The sequence below is a fragment of the Mesorhizobium sp. B2-5-3 genome, assembly GCF_006441005.1.
Lineage (GTDB): Bacteria > Pseudomonadota > Alphaproteobacteria > Rhizobiales > Rhizobiaceae > Mesorhizobium.
Window position 1 is genome coordinate 306,392 of sequence record NZ_VFUS01000001.1, and the last position, 17,596, is coordinate 323,987.

11 protein-coding genes are annotated in these 17,596 nt (G+C 65.3%); 6 read left to right on the plus strand and 5 right to left on the minus strand.

Features of this window, described 5'->3' with window-relative positions; all coding sequences use genetic code 11:
* Positions 1-347: 347 nt before the first annotated feature.
* Positions 348-1,826 (minus strand): TadE/TadG family type IV pilus assembly protein, encoded by a 1,479-nt coding sequence (locus tag FJ867_RS01575; protein ID WP_140816334.1) that lies wholly within the window; start codon positions 1,824-1,826, stop codon positions 348-350.
* Between the two features lie 287 nt (positions 1,827-2,113).
* Positions 2,114-2,983: a transglutaminase family protein gene (locus FJ867_RS01580; RefSeq protein ID WP_140816336.1), complete on the minus strand. Its 870-nt coding sequence runs from the start codon at positions 2,981-2,983 to the stop codon at positions 2,114-2,116.
* Positions 2,984-3,147: 164 nt separating this feature from the next.
* Here FJ867_RS01580 and FJ867_RS01585 point away from each other — a divergent pair, with 164 nt between their 5' ends.
* Entirely contained in the window at positions 3,148-3,822 is a 675-nt protein-coding gene (locus FJ867_RS01585; protein ID WP_140662791.1) for an HAD-IA family hydrolase, read from the plus strand.
* A gap of 60 nt (positions 3,823-3,882) precedes the next feature.
* Here FJ867_RS01585 and FJ867_RS01590 read toward each other — a convergent pair whose 3' ends face one another.
* Positions 3,883-4,101, minus strand: a complete 219-nt coding sequence (locus FJ867_RS01590; RefSeq protein WP_140816338.1) for a DUF1674 domain-containing protein — start codon at positions 4,099-4,101, stop codon at positions 3,883-3,885.
* 118 nt (positions 4,102-4,219) lie between these two features.
* On the opposite strand from FJ867_RS01590, the gene htpX reads away from it, so the two are divergent.
* From htpX to purH, 4 genes are all read left to right on the plus strand, one after another.
* Positions 4,220-5,233: a zinc metalloprotease HtpX gene (htpX, locus tag FJ867_RS01595; RefSeq protein WP_140524985.1), complete on the plus strand. Its 1,014-nt coding sequence runs from the start codon at positions 4,220-4,222 to the stop codon at positions 5,231-5,233.
* Positions 5,230-6,612, plus strand: a complete 1,383-nt coding sequence (locus tag FJ867_RS01600) for an RsmB/NOP family class I SAM-dependent RNA methyltransferase (protein WP_224681105.1) — start codon at positions 5,230-5,232, stop codon at positions 6,610-6,612. The genes htpX and FJ867_RS01600 overlap by 4 nt, the downstream gene beginning before the upstream one ends.
* 249 nt (positions 6,613-6,861) lie before the next feature.
* On the plus strand, positions 6,862-8,586 hold the full coding sequence (locus FJ867_RS01605; RefSeq protein WP_140492891.1) for a heparinase II/III family protein: 1,725 nt from the start codon (positions 6,862-6,864) through the stop codon (positions 8,584-8,586).
* A 90-nt stretch (positions 8,587-8,676) separates the two neighbouring features.
* Complete coding sequence (gene purH / locus FJ867_RS01610; RefSeq protein ID WP_140816340.1) at positions 8,677-10,293, plus strand: bifunctional phosphoribosylaminoimidazolecarboxamide formyltransferase/IMP cyclohydrolase; 1,617 nt, start codon at positions 8,677-8,679, stop codon at positions 10,291-10,293.
* Positions 10,294-10,432: 139 nt separating this feature from the next.
* Here the strand turns inward: purH and FJ867_RS01615 are convergent, their stop codons facing one another.
* Positions 10,433-11,809: an MFS transporter gene (locus FJ867_RS01615; RefSeq protein ID WP_140518061.1), complete on the minus strand. Its 1,377-nt coding sequence runs from the start codon at positions 11,807-11,809 to the stop codon at positions 10,433-10,435.
* Positions 11,810-12,040: 231 nt separating this feature from the next.
* Positions 12,041-16,873, minus strand: a complete 4,833-nt coding sequence (locus tag FJ867_RS01620; protein WP_140624939.1) for an NAD-glutamate dehydrogenase — start codon at positions 16,871-16,873, stop codon at positions 12,041-12,043.
* Positions 16,874-17,008: 135 nt separating this feature from the next.
* Between FJ867_RS01620 and FJ867_RS01625 the strand changes: the two genes are divergently transcribed.
* On the plus strand, positions 17,009-17,572 hold the full coding sequence (locus tag FJ867_RS01625) for a peroxidase-related enzyme (RefSeq protein ID WP_140624938.1): 564 nt from the start codon (positions 17,009-17,011) through the stop codon (positions 17,570-17,572).
* The last annotated feature ends 24 nt before the right edge of the window (positions 17,573-17,596 follow it).

A 17,596-nucleotide genomic window follows, 5' to 3' on the forward strand; every position in this document is an offset into this window, starting at 1 on the left:
GGTAGGCCGATCTTGTCCGCTTGAACCCCTGGCCGCAACCCGATTGCACGAAAGGACGCGGCCAAGCCGGAAAAACGACTTTTTCCATCCGGCGTCTTGTCTTTTGCTGCAACGCACCCCATCATCAGTGCGTGTTCAACAAACTGAAAGGAGGTGATCCGATGTCGAGTGATTTCGTTTTCCAGAACGTGGCCTCAGCGGATTGCACTTTCGGGAAGCAGTCTTCCCGTTAAGGCGCGAGATGCGCGGCGGGCGACCCCTCGGGTTGCCGCCAGGAGCCGCGCCATGGACGGAAACACGGAAGGCCGCCGGCTTCGAAAGAAGCGGCGGCCTTTTCCTTGTGCGGCCTACTGCGTCAGCGCGACCTTTTCGGTGTTGCGGATGATTTCCTGAAAGGCGGCGTCGAGTTCCACCCCGGTCGACACCTCGAAATAATGTTTTTGAGCGGCGGAGGCATCTTTCGACGAACAGTCCTTCAGCACCGCCTTTGCCTGATCCCGCTCGGTTGCCGACATGTCCTTGTTGTTTAGGTCGAAGCCGATGGTGAAAATCTCGATGCCGTCATTTTTCATGTTGCCGCACAGCGTTTCGGCGTTGCCGCGCGCAAGATTGCCCTGGCTGTTGTAGCGGCCCCCGGCACCGGCGAAGGCGGTATTGAACTGGCCATCGGTCATCAGGATCGCGACCTTGGCGATCTTCTTCGCGTTGACGTCCGAGGCGCCGTTGCCGAGGCCGGCATTCTTGATCGCAGCGCGCCATTGCGGCGACAGCATATAGTAGGTCCACTGAATGGCGATCGCGCCGGCGGTATAACCGTCAGCCTGGAAGTCGTCGATCGAATCAAGCAATGCGCCGGAATCGGCGGTCAGCGGGATCACTTCCGCATCGGGGCACTTGTTCATTCCGCCGCCATCGAGATGATCATCCCGGTTGACCAGGGCGTAGTACTTCTTGCCGTTCTTGTCCGTGCGAACCGTATCTGGGCCGTCGGCAGTCAAATCCGCATCGCCGTTTTTGTCCTTGCGCTCCGTGGCGCAATTATCGGGGCGTGGCATCGCCGCGCCAACAATGGAAATGTAGTCGCTGAAGGACGGCAGAAGAGTTTTGCCCGTCTTGGCGACGAGAAGCGAACTGCCGGCCACGGGTGGCAGCTCAGAGCTCGCCGGCTTCTCGGCATAGACGTTTTCGGCCAGCTTGCCGGCGTTCACGCCGGAGGCGTAAGGCACAATCGCGACGCGGATGCGGGGGTTCTTCGGATCCTGGTTCTGAAGCATCGTCCGAACGGCGTTTTTCGCTGCTGCTTTCAGATCGCCGATCTTGTCGACCTTGCCCCGCTTCGCCATCGAGCCTGTTATGTCGAGCATCATGGCCACCTCGATCTGCTTGTCCGAATAGAGCGCTGTCGTCGAGGCGGGAACGCGCTGCATGTCGCGCGTGCCGAACAGCGGGAAATAGAAGGCGACGTCGACATGGGCCTCCGCCTGCACCGTCCTGGCGGTCCTGTCGACCGTCAGCCTGTCGAGCACGATCTGGTTGGCCTGCAGGATGCCGGCCGTACTGTTGGCGTCGAGGAAGGCCTGCACCGATTTGTTGGCGTCGGCCTCCTTGATCACGCCGGTCGTCAGATCCCGCGCCGTCGACGTCACCGCGGCGTCGACCACGCTCTGCAGGCTCGATTTGGCGTTGTAGAGCTGGGTGATGTTGACGGCGAAGCCGACGCCCAGCACCAAGACCGAGGCGGCGAATCCGAACAGGATGGCGAAATTCCCGCCGCGATGCCTGGCAAAGTCGCCGGCCGCGTCCACAAGACCCCCGAAAATCCGCATCGTTCTCTCTCCGCTCGCCCCGGCCTCGTCGCCGGGCGGATCGATGCAGGATTCCGGCCGGGCGCGGCCAGCGGCCGCGCACCAGGGACTAGACTCTTGTTTTTACTTCGCTTTCAAGGATGGAAAGGTGAATGGCCGGTAAACGCCAATGCTGCGTTCGCGCGGCATTTACGAAGCGCTTACCAAGATCCTGCATGTCGCGGCACAGGGCGCGCGGCCGTGTCCCGCCGCGGCACAGCGGCACCTGTGCCAGAGCGAGGCAGTATGGGGATGCATGGAAACCCGGCTCAGGCCAGCATCTGCGCGGTGACCGTCCTGTCGATGGCGTGGTAGGGCGGGTTGAACAGATTGTTCTCCTGTTCGTAGGTCCATACCTTGAACAGGCTGAGCCGGTGCGGGCCGAAACTGTGCAGCAACGGCACGTCGGTGGCATCGCGTCCGCGCGCGATGACGATGCGGCCGATCCTCGGAACATTGTGGCGGGGGTCGAACGTGTACCACTTGCCGTCGAGAAACACTTCCATCCAGGCCGAGAAATCCATCGGCGCCGGATCGGCCGGCACGCCGATGTCGCCGAGATAGCCATTCACATAGCGTGCCGGAATGTTCATGCAGCGGCAGAGCGTGATCGCCAGATGGGCGAAGTCTCGGCAGACGCCGACCTGCTCCTCATGCGCCTGCGCCGCGGTGCGGGTCGAGCGGGCATAGCCATAGCCGAAGGACAGCCGGTTGTGGACGTAATCGACGATCGCCTGCACCCTCGCCCAGCCGGACGGCAAACGGCCGAAAAGCTCCCAGGCGAGCTGGCTCAGGTGATCGGTCTCGCAATAGCGGCTGCCCAGCAGATAAAACAGCACCTCGTCGGGCAGCTCTGCCACCGGCACCTCGCGTGCCAGCGTGTTGACCTCGTCCGCCTCGCCGCTGTCCTCGACCACGGCATCGTAGAGGATGCGAAAGGTGCCGGCGGGTGCGGTAAAGCGGCGGCACGAATTGCCATGCAGATCGCTGTAGAGCCTGGTCGGAACCGCGGGCGACGTCAACATGCGCGTCTGCCGCTTGATGTCGGCCTGCCTGTCCCTGTGGATCTCGAGCAACGAAATCACCGGCGTGGCGCCAGCGCATTCAATGGCCAGTTCGTAGCCGAGCCGAATCAGCATCGCGTCCCCTTCGATGGTCGTGGAAAAGCAGCGAAGGTGAAACGCCGGAGGCGGACCGCGGTTCCCTGATCTGCCGAAAAGGAGGCCGCGCGGCTTCCAATGCCGGCGCCGGGACGTTACCATCGGCGCTCCCTCGAAAGACCTCCCCGAAATCAAGGAAAATCATGTACGCAGGCAGAAAATTCGCCGCCTTCCTCTTCGACATGGACGGCACGCTCATCAATTCCATTGCCTCGGCCGAACGGGTGTGGAGCGACTGGGCGCGGCGGCAAGGGCTCGACGTCGCCGCCTTCCTGCCGACGATCCATGGCGTGCGGGCGATCGAGACGATCGCCGGTCTGGCGCTCCCGGGCGTCGATCCGGCGCATGAGGCCGACCTCTTGCTCAAGGCCGAAGCCGCCGATCTGGAGGGCATTGTTCAGATCGCCAGCGCCGCCGCGTTTCTCAACGCGCTCCCGCCGGGGCGCTGGGCGATCGTAACCTCGGCACCGCGCGAACTGGCGCTCTTGCGCATGAAGGCCGCCGGCATCCCCGTCCCTGCCGTGCTGATCGCGGCGGAAGATGTTTCACGCGGCAAGCCGGCGCCCGACTGCTTTCAGCTCGGCGCGACGCGGCTCGGTGTCGATGCGCGCGATTGCCTCGTGTTCGAGGATGCCCCGGCGGGCATCACGGCGGCCGAGGCGGCGGGCGCAGCGGTCATGGTCATAAACGCCACCCACCGGCATCCCCTGGCGACGCGGCATGCCGCGATCGCTGGCTACGACGCCATCGGCGTCACCGTCGACGAGCGCGGCTGGATCGCGCTCCAGCCGCAGCCAGCGGCGGCAGCGGCCTTCTAGGCTCTGGCGACAATCAAACACCCGATTGCCAGCAAATTAGCTGTTTGCTGGGCCGGCATATTAGAAATCGCTGGTCAGGCCCTTGATCTCCCAGTCGCCGTAGCGGCCGGGCTCCTTGCCGCCGCGGCCGCCGACTTCCTTCGGCACCGCGGCTTCCTTGCGGCGGTAGTCCTCGCGCCGCGCCGCGGCCTCTTCAAGCGCGCGGTGGGCGGCGGGCGTCAGCGTCTTCAGCCGCGCTTCGTCATCAGTGGCAAGTGTTTTACTGGTCTCGTCGTTCATGCGATATTCCGGCGGATTGAAACAGGCCGATTGAAACGGGTACCGGCGTTTCCCATCATATAGCGATGAGCCCACGAGGATCGACCCCCTTACATCACGACCAGGACGGGAGCAGACGATGAACACACTTCGCACCGCCATGCTTCTTGCCGCGATGACCGCGCTGTTCATGGGCGTCGGCTTCCTGATCGGCGGCACGGGCGGCATGATGATCGCCTTCCTGATCGCCGCCGCCACCAATCTGTTCAGCTATTGGAACGCCGACAAGATGGTGCTGTCGATGAACCGCGCCGTCGAGGTCGACGAGAAGAACGCGCCCGAATATTACGCCATCGTGCAGGCACTGGCCGAGCAGGCAGGCCTGCCGATGCCCAGGACCTACCTGATCGACAATCCGCAGCCCAACGCCTTCGCCACCGGCCGCAACCCGCAGAACGCGGCTGTCGCCGCTTCCACCGGCCTTTTGCAACGGCTGACGCATGAGGAAGTGGCCGCGGTGATGGCGCACGAGCTCGCCCACGTCCAGCACCGCGACACCTTGACGATGACGATCGTCGCGACCTTCGCCGGCGCCATCTCGATGCTTGGCAATTTCGCCTTCTTCCTCGGAGGCAACCGCGACAACAACAGCCCGTTCGGTTTTGTCGGCGTGCTGGCGGCGATGATCGTGGCGCCCTTTGCCGCGATGATCGTGCAGATGGCGGTCAGCCGCACCCGCGAATACGAGGCCGACCGGCGCGGCGCCGAAATCTGTGGACACCCGCTATGGCTGGCCTCGGCGCTTGACAAGATCGCCCGCGGCGCCGAACGCATACCCAACCCGGACGCCGAGCGCAATCCGGCGATGGCTCATCTCTTCATCATCAACCCGCTGCACGGCGAGCGCATGGACAGTCTGTTCTCCACCCATCCGAGCACCGAGAACCGCATCGCCGCGCTGCAAGCGATGGCGCAGCGCATGGACGGGGGCGTATCGCGGTCCCCGCAGCGCCAGGCGCCAGTGCCGCCGCAGGCCGACGAGCCGCAATCGGCAGGACCGTGGGGCAAGCCGGCCGCGCCGGAACCCTCGGCAGAGCCCAAATCCAATCCATGGGGTCGCAATCCGACCGGGCCCAAGGGCCCGTGGTCGTGAGCGCGGCGGGCAGAGCACCTCGACGCACAGGTGGTCAGGAACACAAAAAGGACGGCGAGTTCGTTGCCGGCCTTGCCGCCCGCAAGGCGGCTGCGCGGCTGCTGGCCGCCGTCATCGATGCCAGGACGCCGCTCGACGGCCTGACCGACCATGAAAACGGCCATCCGCAGTACAAGGCGCTGGACCTGCGCGATCGCGGTCTCGTGCGCGCCATTCTGGTCACCGCGCTGCGCTATCGCATGACCATTGCCGGGCTGCTGGCGCGGCGTCTGGAAAAACCGCTGCCGGCCAATGCCACCGCGCTGTCGCATATTTTGCATGTGGCGGCCGCGCAGATCCTGTTCCTCGACATTCCCGACAGCGCCGCGGTCGACCTCGCCGTCACCCATGCCAAGTCCGATCCCCGCACATTGCGCTTTGCCGGCCTGGTCAACGGTGTGCTGCGCACGCTCGCGCGGATCAAGGAGGCTGAACTTCCAGAGGCCCTTGCTACCACCGACGAAGCGCCGAAATGGTTTTCCGACCGTTTGAAGGCCGCCTATGGCGTGGACGAGGCCGGACGGATACTCGCCGCCCACCGCCAGGAGGCCCCTGTCGATTTCTCGGTCAAGGCCGATCCGGAGCACTGGGCCGAAAGGCTCGGCGGCATTGCCCTGCCGACCGGCACGATTCGGGTGGAGAAGCTTGCCGGCCCGGTCACCGAACTGCCTGGCTTCGCCGAAGGCGCCTGGTGGGTCCAGGATGCCGCAGCCGGCCTGCCTGCCCGGTTGCTCGGTGATGTCGGCGGGCTTCGCGTCGCCGATCTCTGCGCCGCGCCCGGCGGCAAGACCGCCCAATTGATCGTGGCCGGCGCACGCGTCACCGCGATCGACACCTCGAAGAACCGGCTGGCGCGGCTGGCGCAGAATCTCGAACGCCTCCGCCTGTCGGCGGATATCGTGCAGGCCGACCTCCTCCAGTACGAGCCGGACGAGCTGTTCGACGCCGTCCTCCTCGACGCGCCCTGCTCCTCGACCGGCACGGTGCGGCGGCATCCCGACGTGCCATGGACCAAGACTGTGGCTGATGTCGAGAAGCTCGCCGATCTCCAGCGCCGGCTGCTCGCGCGCGCCGTCACCCTGGTTAAGCCGGGCGGAAGGATCGTCTTTTCGAACTGTTCGCTCGACCCACTCGAAGGCGAGGAGCTTTATCGTGGCTTCCTCGCCGCGACGCCTGGCGTCGTTGCCGACCCGCTTCGCGCCGGCGAGATCGTCGGCATCGATCCCTTCCTGACGCAGGAAGGCACGTTGCGCACCACACCTGCCGACCTCGATCTGGGCTCGCCGCAACGTTCCGGTCTCGACGGCTTTTTCGCCGCGCGCATGCGTCGCGCCGGCTAGGGCAATTCCACGAAAGCTGCGTGATGATTCTCCGTCCGGAATTGCGTGGAACAAGGATCTGGAGCGGAGTATGGATGCCCATAGGGCACTGAACCGCTCCAAGGTTTAAGCATAGGAAGCTGCTGACTTTTTTGGGGAGCCACCGCGGCCAAGCCAGGCGCAGCGTCACCGCTCGCGGGAATTCGCCTTCGCATGAATCGTTGAATCAGATAAGCTTGCCCTTGGGATAGAGGACGATCAGGAGGGGTTTTGGCACTTGCTGCCGGCAACACGACGCGTCTGTGGGCGCTTGTCGCGAAGGAGTTTTGGCGCAAAACGCGCCGGCGCCTGCGTGCCGGACCGGTCTATCGCTGGCGCTATTCCGGCCGCACGCCCGAACGGGTGCTGATCGCGCCGCCGGACCTGCGGCTGGCCGACCCGCAGATCGCGCTCGAGATCTACTATGGCCGCTATCCCCTGTCGGGACATATGGTCGAGACCGGCGGCAAGTCGCCCTTCCAGATCAGCGTTCCCAATTACGGCTGGCAGAAGACGCTGCATGGCTTTCGCTGGCTGCGTCACATGCGCGCCGCCGGCACCGAGCTTGCCGCCGCCAATGCGCGTGCGCTGGTGTCCGACTGGATCGCCACGCATGGAAACAACATTTCCGGCATCGCCTGGGAGCCCGGCACGGCCGCCAAGCGCATCATCGCCTGGCTGCAGCATTCCTCGATCGTGCTGCAAGGCGCTGAATTCCCGTTCTACCGCGCCTTCCTGAAATCGCTGGCCGTCCAGATCCGCTACCTCAGGTCGATGGCGCGCGAAATGCCTGACGGCAAGGACAGGCTGCGCGCCCGCATCGCCCTCGCCTTCGCCGCCCTGTCGCTGCCGGCGCCCGCATCGGCGCTGCGCGGCGCCACCCGCAACCTCGCCGAGGAACTGGACCGCCAGATCCTTCCTGATGGCGGCCACATCTCGCGCAACCCAATGGCGGTGCTGGAAATCCTCGCCGACCTTTTGCCGCTGCGGCAGACCTACGCCAACCAGGCGGAAGCGCCGCCACAGGCCCTGATCGGCGCCATCGACAGGATGCTGCCGGCGCTGCGCTTCTTCCGCCACCAGGACGGCAGCCTCGCCCGCTTCAACGGCATGGGCGCCACCATCCATGACCGCATCGCCAGCATCCTGCGCCACGACGACACCGCCGGCTCGCCGCTGCTGCATGCACCGCATTCGGGCTATGAGCGGCTGTCCATGGGTGGCGTCACCGTCATCGCCGACACCGGCCTGCCGCCGCCCGTCCACGTCTCCAATGCCGCCCATGCCAGCTGCCTTGCGTTCGAGCTGTCGTCGGGCCGCCAGCACTACATCGTCAATGCCGGCATCGACACCTATGGCGCCGCCGAATTCCGGCCCCTGGCCCGCGCCACCGCCGCGCATTCGACCGCCACCATCAACGACACCTCGTCGGCGCGGTTCAGCCATTCGCTGCGCATCAACGATCTTCTGGGGTCGCCTTTGATCGGCGGCCCGCAGCATGTGCAGTGCAAGCGTATCGACCAGAAGGGCGTTCAAGGCTTCATCGCCCGCCATGACGGCTATATCCAGCGCTTCGGTTTCCTGCACGAGCGCGAGCTGAAACTGTCCTCGAACGGCAATGTGCTGACTGGCAGGGACCGCTTCCAGCGTCCTGGAGGTGCGGTGATCCGCAACAATGGCCGCGATTTCGTCACCGTGCGCTTCCACGTCCATCCCGACATCAACCTTTTGCAGGACGAGCATGACCGCCTGGTGCTGACCGCCGAGCAGGCCGATAGCTGGGTGTTCACCTGCACCGAGATGGTGCCGGAGGTCGAGGAATCGATCTACTTCGCCGGTCTCGGCGGCCCGCGCCGCAGCCGGCAGATCGTGCTTGCCTTCAAGCCGTCCGACATCGCCGAAGTCCACTGGCAGCTCACCCGCACCTCAATCGCCGGCTATCCCGAAAACAACTGACCGCGCCTGCGCTGACCGAGCTTGCGCCTTGATTTCCTGATCTCATATGATACGGCGCGGGCCTGCCCCTCCAGCCGTGAAAGCACGCCCATGGCCGTCGCCGCCAAGAACATTCCCGCTCCCGACCTCGTTCCCGTGCGTCGCGCGCTGCTCTCCGTCTTCGACAAGACCGGCCTCATCGATCTCGCCAGGGCGCTCGCCGCTTCCGGCGTCGAGCTGGTGTCGACCGGCGGCACGGCAAAAGCGATCGCCGATGCGGGCCTAGCGGTCCGCGACGTCTCCGAGCTCACCGGCTTTCCCGAGATCATGGATGGCCGCGTCAAGACCCTGCACCCGTCGGTGCATGGCGCCCTGCTCGGCGTTCGCGATGATCCCGATCACGCCGCGGCGATGCACAAATATGGCATCGAGCCGATCGACCTGGTCGTCTGCAATCTCTATCCGTTCGAGGAAGTCCGCCGCTCCGGCGCCGACTACGCGGCGATCGTCGAGAACATCGACATTGGCGGCCCGGCGATGATCCGCGCCTCGGCCAAGAACCACGCCTATGTCGCCATCGTCACCGACCCCGGCGACTATGCCTCCGTGCTCAATGCGCTGGAGATGAATATCGGCTCGCTTTCGCTGGATTTCCGCAAGAAGCTCGCGGCCAAGGCTTTTGCCCGCACCGCCAGCTACGACGCGGCAATCTCGGGCTGGTTCGCCGAGGCGCTGGAGATCGAGCACCCGACCTGGCGCACCTTCGGCGGCAGGCTGGAGACCGTGATGCGCTATGGCGAGAACCCGCACCAGGGCGCCGGCTTCTATGTCAATGGCGACAAGCGGCCGGGCGTGGCCACCGCGCGCCAGCTCCAGGGCAAGCAGCTTTCCTACAACAACATCAACGATACCGACGCCGCCTTCGAGCTGGCCGGCGAGTTCGACCCGGCGCGCTCGGCCGCCGTCGCCATCATCAAGCATGCCAACCCGTGCGGCGTCGCCGAGGGTTCGACGCTGAAGGCGGCCTACGCCAGGGCGCTGGCCTGCGACCCGGTCTCGGCCTATGGCGGCATTGTCGCTGTCAATCGCATCCTTGACGCCGAGGCCGCCGAAGAGATCGTGAAGACCTTCACCGAGGTCATTATCGCGCCCGGCGCCACCGACGAGGCGGCAGCGATCGTGGCCGCGAAGAAGAACCTGCGCCTGCTGGTCGCGGGCGGCCTGCCGGATCCGCGCGCGATCGGCACAACCGTCAAATCCGTCGCCGGCGGCCTGCTGGTGCAGGGCAGGGACAACGCCGTCGTCGACGACCTCGAGCTGAAGGTGGTGACGAAACGGGCGCCGACGCCGGCCGAACTGGCCGACCTGAAATTCGCCTTCCGCGTCGCCAAGCACGTCAAGTCGAACGCCATCGTCTACGCAAGGGACAGCGCCACGGTAGGCATCGGCGCCGGGCAGATGAGCCGCGTCGATTCCTCGCGCATCGCTGCCCGCAAGGCACTCGACGCTGCGGAAGCGGCGGGCTGGGCCGAGCCGCTGACCAAAGGCTCTGTCGTCGCCTCCGACGCCTTCTTCCCCTTCGCCGACGGCCTGCTGTCGGCCATCGAGGCCGGCGCCACGGCGGTGATCCAGCCCGGCGGCTCGATGCGCGACGACGATGTGGTTGCCGTCGCCGACGAGCATGGCATCGCCATGGTGTTCACGGGCGTGAGACACTTCAGACATTGAGCGCCTCACCCTCCCCCTTGTGGGGAGGGTCGGCGAGCGATGTTTGCGAAGCAAAGCTCGTGAGACGGGGTGGGGCCAGCGCCGTCCCCCACCCCGCTCCGCTTCGCGGATCGACCCTCCCCACAAGGGGGAGGGTAAATCACTCCGCCGCCCGGTCCGCCGGATACGGCGTCCTGATCAGGATCGCCATGCCTATGGCCAGGAACAGGATGATAACCGCCATGCCGAGCCGCGCCGAATCGCTCACCGCCGTGATGGTCGCCACCAGGAACGGCGCCAGGAAACTGGTCGCGCGCCCGGCCAGCGCATAGATGCCGAAATAGCGGCCGGATTCCGACGCCGTAACGCTGCGCGCCATATAGGACCGCGATGACGCCTGCACCGGCCCGAAGGCGAGCCCGATCAGCAATCCATAGAGGATGTAGGCCTTTTCCGCGGCGGTGCCGAACAGGCCCCCGGAATCGGTGGTCGAGAGCTGGATAAGCCCGAGCAGCGTGAAGCCGGGGCCGGTCGAGACGACGCCGATGGTGGCGACCGAAAGCATGACCAGCGCGATCATCACCACCGCCTTGGAGCCGAGCGCGGTGTCGAGCCGCGCAGCGATCCAGCAGCCGAAGATGGCGACGACGTTGAGGATGATGCCGAACATGCCGATCTCGGTGATCGACCACTGGAACATGCCGGCCGCGAAGGTGCCGCCGAGCGCCAGCAGCGCATTGACGCCGTCCTGATAGATCATGCGGGCGACGAGGAAGCGGAAGATGCCGCCGCGCCTGCGCACCTCGACCAAGGTCGACTTCAGCTCCGACAGGCCTTCGCGCACCGCAGGCTTGATCGGGATGCCTTTGATGGCATCGGGAGTGAAGAGGAACATCGGCAGGATGAATAGGAAATACCAGCCGGCCGACAGCGGCCCGGTGGCGCGGGCATCCTCGCCGAGCTTCGGGTCCAGCCCGAACAGCGGGTCGAGGCCGATGATGGTCTTGCCGGTCTCCTGCGATCCGGCCAGGAACAGCACGACGAAGATCAGCGCGATCATACCGCCGAGATAGCCAAGCCCCCAGGCCATGTTGGAGATGCGGCCGATCTCGCTCTTCGGCACCAGGCGCGGCATCATGGAATCGTTGAAGACGGTGGAGAATTCAGCCGCCACCGAGGCCAGCGAGAACAATGCCACGATCAGGAACAGGTTCGAGCCGGGCGCGGCGAGCCACAGCAGCGCCAGGCTGGCGATCTTGATCGCCGCGAAGAAGGCGATCCACGGCTTGCGCGGCCCGGTCTGGTCGGCGATCGAACCGAGGATCGGCGATAGCACGGCGATGACCAGTCCGGCCGCGGCGATGCCGTAGCCCCAGACGGCCTGGCCGGTGGTCGGATCGCTGGCCATGCGCGAAACGAAATAGGGGCCGAAGATGAAGGTGGTGACGACCGTGAAGAAGGGCTGCGCCGCCCAGTCGAACAACATCCACCCCCAGATGCCGCGCCCGGACGCCCGCTGCACTGCTACTTCGGCCATGTCCCCTCCGGTCGCCTTCGTTTCGTTGGCGGTTCACCCATGTCTGCATGTTTTCCGCGGGTCATGCAAACGAACACGCGCCGCGCCGCCGTTCTTTGGCCTACCCGCCTTCATTCAGATCAACGGAGCAAGGGCGCCACCCCTATGCCCCTTGTGCGACGGTCGGACCGAAGGTCCGGGTGAGGGCCGGCGCCGCCTCCCCGCCTAGGCGAGGGTAAGTCAGGCGATGGCTCACATCCCCGTCAGATCGCTCATCAGGCCCGATGCCACCGACAGCCGCGACACGGTGATGTCGCCGCCCTCGGTCAGCGCCTGCAGCCGTTCGCGGGTGCGGCCGATCCTCTCCCCGCCGGCCTCCAGCCACGCCGCCACCGGGTCGGCTGCCCCGGCGTGGTTCACGAGTGCCGCCACCGCGATGCCGCGCCGCGCGGTCCCGATCGTGTCGGTGGCGCGCGACAGGGCGAGCTGGTCGTAATAGTCCGCCGGTGTGATGGAGCGGGCCGCCTCCTCGACGCGCGGAATACGGAAGGCGTCGCTGACCGCGAAGAAGGCCTTCGCCGCGGCGACGATGTCGGCGCCTGCCGTTCGCGCCGTCAGCGCGATGTCGGGGATCAGCTCCGCCACATCGGCCAGCGCCAGTTGCGCTGCCAGCCTGTCCGGCGCCCCGGCCTTGACCAGTCCATGCCGCTTCTCGTCGATCCGTTCGCGCGAATAATCGGGGAGCAGCGAAACGAGTTTCGGCTCCAGCGCCTTGCGAGCCTCCTGCAATTCGGCGATGCGCTGGGCAAGCGGCGCCGTGCCGGCGTCGTTCTTCAAGTACCAGCCGCTGGTCACGTAGATCAGCCGGCTGACCGCCTGGTAGAGATCGAGCTGCATCTGGCCGTCGATCTGATTGTCGAGTGCGTCGATCTCGCGGTAAAGCGCCGGCAAGGCAAAGCCGTCGCGCACCACGGCGAAGGTGCGCACCACGTCGGCGGCGGTGCGCCCCGTTGCTTCCCGCAACCGGTTGACGAAGGAGGGACCGCCGCGGTTGACCAGCTCATTGGCGACGACGCGGGCGATGATCTCGCGGCGCAGGCGATGGCCGTGGATCTCAGCGGCATATTTCTTCGCCATCCGGTCGGGGAAATAACCCATCAGGTCGCGGTCGAAATGCGGCTCGTCAGGCACGTCGCTTGCGACGATGTCGGAAAACAGCACGATCTTGGCATAGGCGAGCAGCACGCCGAGCTCGGCCCTGGTCAGCGGCTCGCCGCGCGCCTCGCGCTCGGCAAGGGCCGCCGGCGAAGGCAACGTCTCGACCGTGCGGTCGAGCAGGCCGCGCGCTTCCAGCGCCGACATGAAGCGGGCCTGGTGGGCGATGTCGGCGAGGCCGCGCTTGCGGGCGATGGAGAGCGCCAGCGTCTGCTGGTAGTTGTTGGACAGGACCAGCTCGCCGACCTCGCCGGTCATCTCGGCGAGAAGCTTGTCGCGCGCAGGCCGGGTCAACGACCCTTTGCGCATGGCGGACGCCAGCGCGATCTTGATATTGACCTCGACGTCGGAACAGTTGACCCCGCCCGAATTGTCGATGGCGTCGGAATTGCAACGCCCGCCATTCATGCCGAATTCGATGCGCGCGCGCTGCGTCACCCCGAGATTGGCGCCCTCGCCGATCACCTTGGCGCGCACGTCGAGCGCGGTGATGCGGACGGCGTCGTTGGCGCGATCACCGACCTCGGCGTTGGTCTCGGTCGAGGCCCGCAAATACGTGCCGATGCCGCCGAACCACAAGAGGTCGACGGGCGCCTTGAGGATGGCGCTCATGATCTCGACCGGCGTGGCGGTCGTCTTGTTGAGGCCGATCGCAGCAGCAGCAGCGGCCGGCAAGGTGATCGATTTCTGGCCGCGTGAGACGATGACGCCGCCCTCGGAGAGCTTGCTCTTGTCGTAGTCCTGCCAGCTCGAACGGGGAAGAGCGAACATGCGCTGGCGCTCGGCCATCGATGCCGCCATGTCGGGATCGGGATCGATGAAGATGTCGCGGTGGTCGAAGGCTGCGATCAGCCTTGTCTTCGGTGACAACAGCATGCCGTTGCCGAACACGTCGCCCGACATGTCACCCACCCCGACGACGGAGAAGGGCGTGGTCTGGATGTCGCGGTTCATCTCGCGGAAATGCCGCTTGACCGCCTCCCACGCGCCCTTGGCGGTGATGCCCATCTTCTTGTGGTCGTACCCGGCCGAACCGCCGCTGGCGAAGGCATCGTCAAGCCAGAAGCCATGGCTTTCACTGATGGCGTTGGCGGTGTCCGAGAAAGTTGCCGTGCCCTTGTCGGCGGCAACGACGAAATAGGGATCGTCCTGGTCGCGCCTGACAACGCCGGCCGGCGGGATGACGCCGTCGAGGCCGATATTGTCGGTGATCGACAAAAGGCTGGAAACGAAGTTCTTGTAGGCCGATGTGCCGGCTTCGAAGATGGCGTCGCGGCCGGCGCTCATCGGCAGCTTCTTCGGATAGAACCCGCCCTTGGCGCCGACCGGCACGATGACCGCGTTCTTGACCTGCTGTGCCTTGACCAGGCCGAGCACCTCGGTGCGGTAATCCTGGGCGCGGTCCGACCAGCGCAGGCCGCCGCGCGCCACCGGACCGAAGCGCAGATGCACGCCCTCGACCTCAGAGCCGTAGACGAAGATTTCCCGCCACGGTCGCGGCTCGGGCAATCCGTCGACCGAACGCGAATCGAGTTTGATCGCCAGCGACTGGCCCTTGGCTTTCGTATCGGCAACGAAATGATTGGTGCGCAGCGAGGCTTCGATGAGATTGAGGTAGCGGCGGATGATGGCGTCGTCGTCGATGTTGGGAACGTCTTCCAGCGCGTCCCTGATCTTGGCCTTGAGATGCTTTGCCGCCACCACGCCTTCCGTCTCGGCTGTCGGGCCGAGCCGGGCGATGAACAGCGCGTGCAGGCCGCGTGCGATCTCGGGATAGCGGTTGAGGGCCGCGGCGATGAAATCCTGGCTCTGCGGAATTCCGGCCTGCTGCAAATACCGCCCATAGGCGCGCAGGATGGTGATTTCGCCCGACCACAGGCCGGCGGTCTGGGCAAGGCCGTTGTAGCCGTCATTGTCGACGTCGCCGCGCCACACCGACAGGAACGCGTCCTCGAACAGCGCGCCGCCATTGCTGAGGTCGATCGGCTTTCCGTAGCTGTTCTCCAGCTCCATGTCGTGGATGAAGACGGTGCCGGGCTGATCACTATTGATCATGCCGGGCTGATCCCTATTGCCGGCCTTGTCGTCGCCGACCTCGAAGGTGCGCTCGCTGATGACGCGGAAGCCGATGTTTTCCAGCACCGGCACGCGCCGCGACAGCGCCACCGGGCTGCCATGGTGATAGATTTTCAGCGCCGCCTGGTGCGGCTTCTGCTCGGCATGGCGATAGTAATCGATGGCGATCGGATTGCTGGCGCTGATCCTGGCGATACGCCCGGCATCGATTAGCGCCACACCGGCGCTGAAGGAGTCCCGGTAGCTTTCCGGAAATCGTGCCGCGATCCTCTTCAGCGCCGGGTCGCTGCCGCTGGTTTCCGCCGCCTCGGAAAGGGCGTCCTCCCAGGTGCGCACGATGTCGCGGATCGCCGCCTCGATCGTTGCCTGTTCGACCTTCGGCGTCTTGCCGCCGGAGCGGCCGATGATGAAATGCACGCGCGCCAGCCCGCCTTCCGGGAAGGCCGGGTAGTAGGCCGACAGTCGGCCTTCGAACACCGTCTTGAGGTAGGTGCCGACCTTCTCGCGCACGACGCTGTCGTAACGGTCGCGCGGCACGAAGACGAGGATGGAGACGAAGCGGTCGAACTGGTCGGCACGCACCAGTGCCCGCACGCGCGGCCTCTCGACGAGGCCCAGAATGGCCGCGGCATGCCTCCTCAGGATCGGCACCGGCACCTGGAACAGCTCGTCGCGCGGATAGCTCTCCAGCACGTTGATCAGCGCCTTGCCGGAATGGTCGTGCCGGTCGAAACCGGATTTGGCTATGACGGTTTCGGCCTTCGACCTGAGATAGGGGATCTTCATCACCGAGCGCGTGTAGGCGGTCGACGTGAACAGGCCGACAATGCGCAATTCGCCCGCCAGCGCGCCCTTGGCGGTGTAGGTCTTGATGCCGATATAGTCGAGATAGATGCGCCGGTGCACGGAGGACTTTGCATTGGCCTTGGTGACGATCAGCGGCTCCGGCCCATGCAGGAAGGCTCGGATCTCCGGCGTTGTCGTCACCGCTTCGGTGCCGCGCCGCAGCACCAGCACGTCCAGATCGGACAATATGCCCAGGCCAGGCTTGTCGGCACGCTCCAGCGTGCCGCTTTCCTCGCCGCCGATATATGTGAATTCGCGCATGCCGAGGAAAGTGAAATTGTCGTCGCGCAGCCACTCCAGGAAGGCGATCGCCTCGGCCACGCTCTTCTTATCCAGCGGCACCGCCGAATAGCGGAATTCCGAGATCGCCTGGTCGAGACGGGCCAGCATCGGCTTCCAGTCGCTGACGGCGGAATGGACCTGGCCGAGGATCTTGCGCAGCCGCTCTGCCAAGCCGTTCGCCTGCTCCGGGGTCAGCCGGGGAATATGGACGTGAATGACGCTCAGCCGGTCGTGGCTGCCGTCGTCCCTGGCGAAATTGCCGTCGCCGAGAATTTCCTCGACGCCGTCCTTGCCATGGCGGACGGTGATGACGGGGTGGGTGACCAGGGTCGGCTCGCCGGCACTCTCGGTGATCTCGCCGAGTATGGAATCGAACAGGAAAGGCATATTGTCGTTGACGACGGTGACGATCGTGACGGGTCGGCCCTCGCGAACGACGCCGGAATCGGTATCGACGGCGACGGCGCACGCGCCCTTCTTGTGACCGGCGACCGCGCGGCCGGCGAGATCCGCGGCGCGTTCGAGGTCCGCCACCTCATAGGCGGCAATGTCTTCCGCCGGCGCGCGGGCGAGCAGGTAGTCGGCAAGCCTGGCCGGCCTTTCCTGCGTCTTCGGCATCGCCGTGGCTTTCTTCTTCGACCTGCTCGCCGATTTCACGCTGGCCATGACGCTTCTTTCCTCCCGTCGTATGCTTTTGCGGACTATGTAGCAGATGACCGCTATTTGGCGACAAAGGTTTGACGGCGTGCCAAGAATTATCGCAATTCGGCGGCAGCCGGCGACAAACGAGGAGGAATGCCCATGACCGACAAGATCACCGCGCTCGATCTCGCCGCTGCTGAGCTGAGCGATGCGACCAGGACCTATTTCACCAAATGCGAGGAGAAGCTCGGCCTGGTCCCCAACGTGTTGCGCGCCCATGCCTTCGACGACAAGAAGCTGCGTGCCTTCACCGACATGTACAATGATCTGATGCTGGGTGATTCAGGCCTGTCGAAGCTGGAGCGCGAGATGATCGCGGTCGCTGTCTCATCCATCAACCATTGCTACTACTGCCTGACGGCGCATGGCGCCGCCGTGCGGCAGCTGTCGGGCGACCCTTCGCTCGGCGAGATGATGGTAATGAATTTCCGCGCCGCCGATCTTTCATCGAAGCAGGTCGCGATGCTGGAATTCGCGGTCAAGCTGACAGAGGAGCCGGCCAAGATCGTCGAAGCCGACCGCGCGGCCCTGCGTATGGCCGGCTTCACCGATCGCGACATCTGGGACATCGCCTCCACGGCCGCCTTCTTCAACATGTCGAACCGGGTGGCGGCGGCAATCGATATGCGCCCGAACTCCGAGTACCACGCCATGGCAAGGTGACGAGCAGGCTACCTGCTCATATAT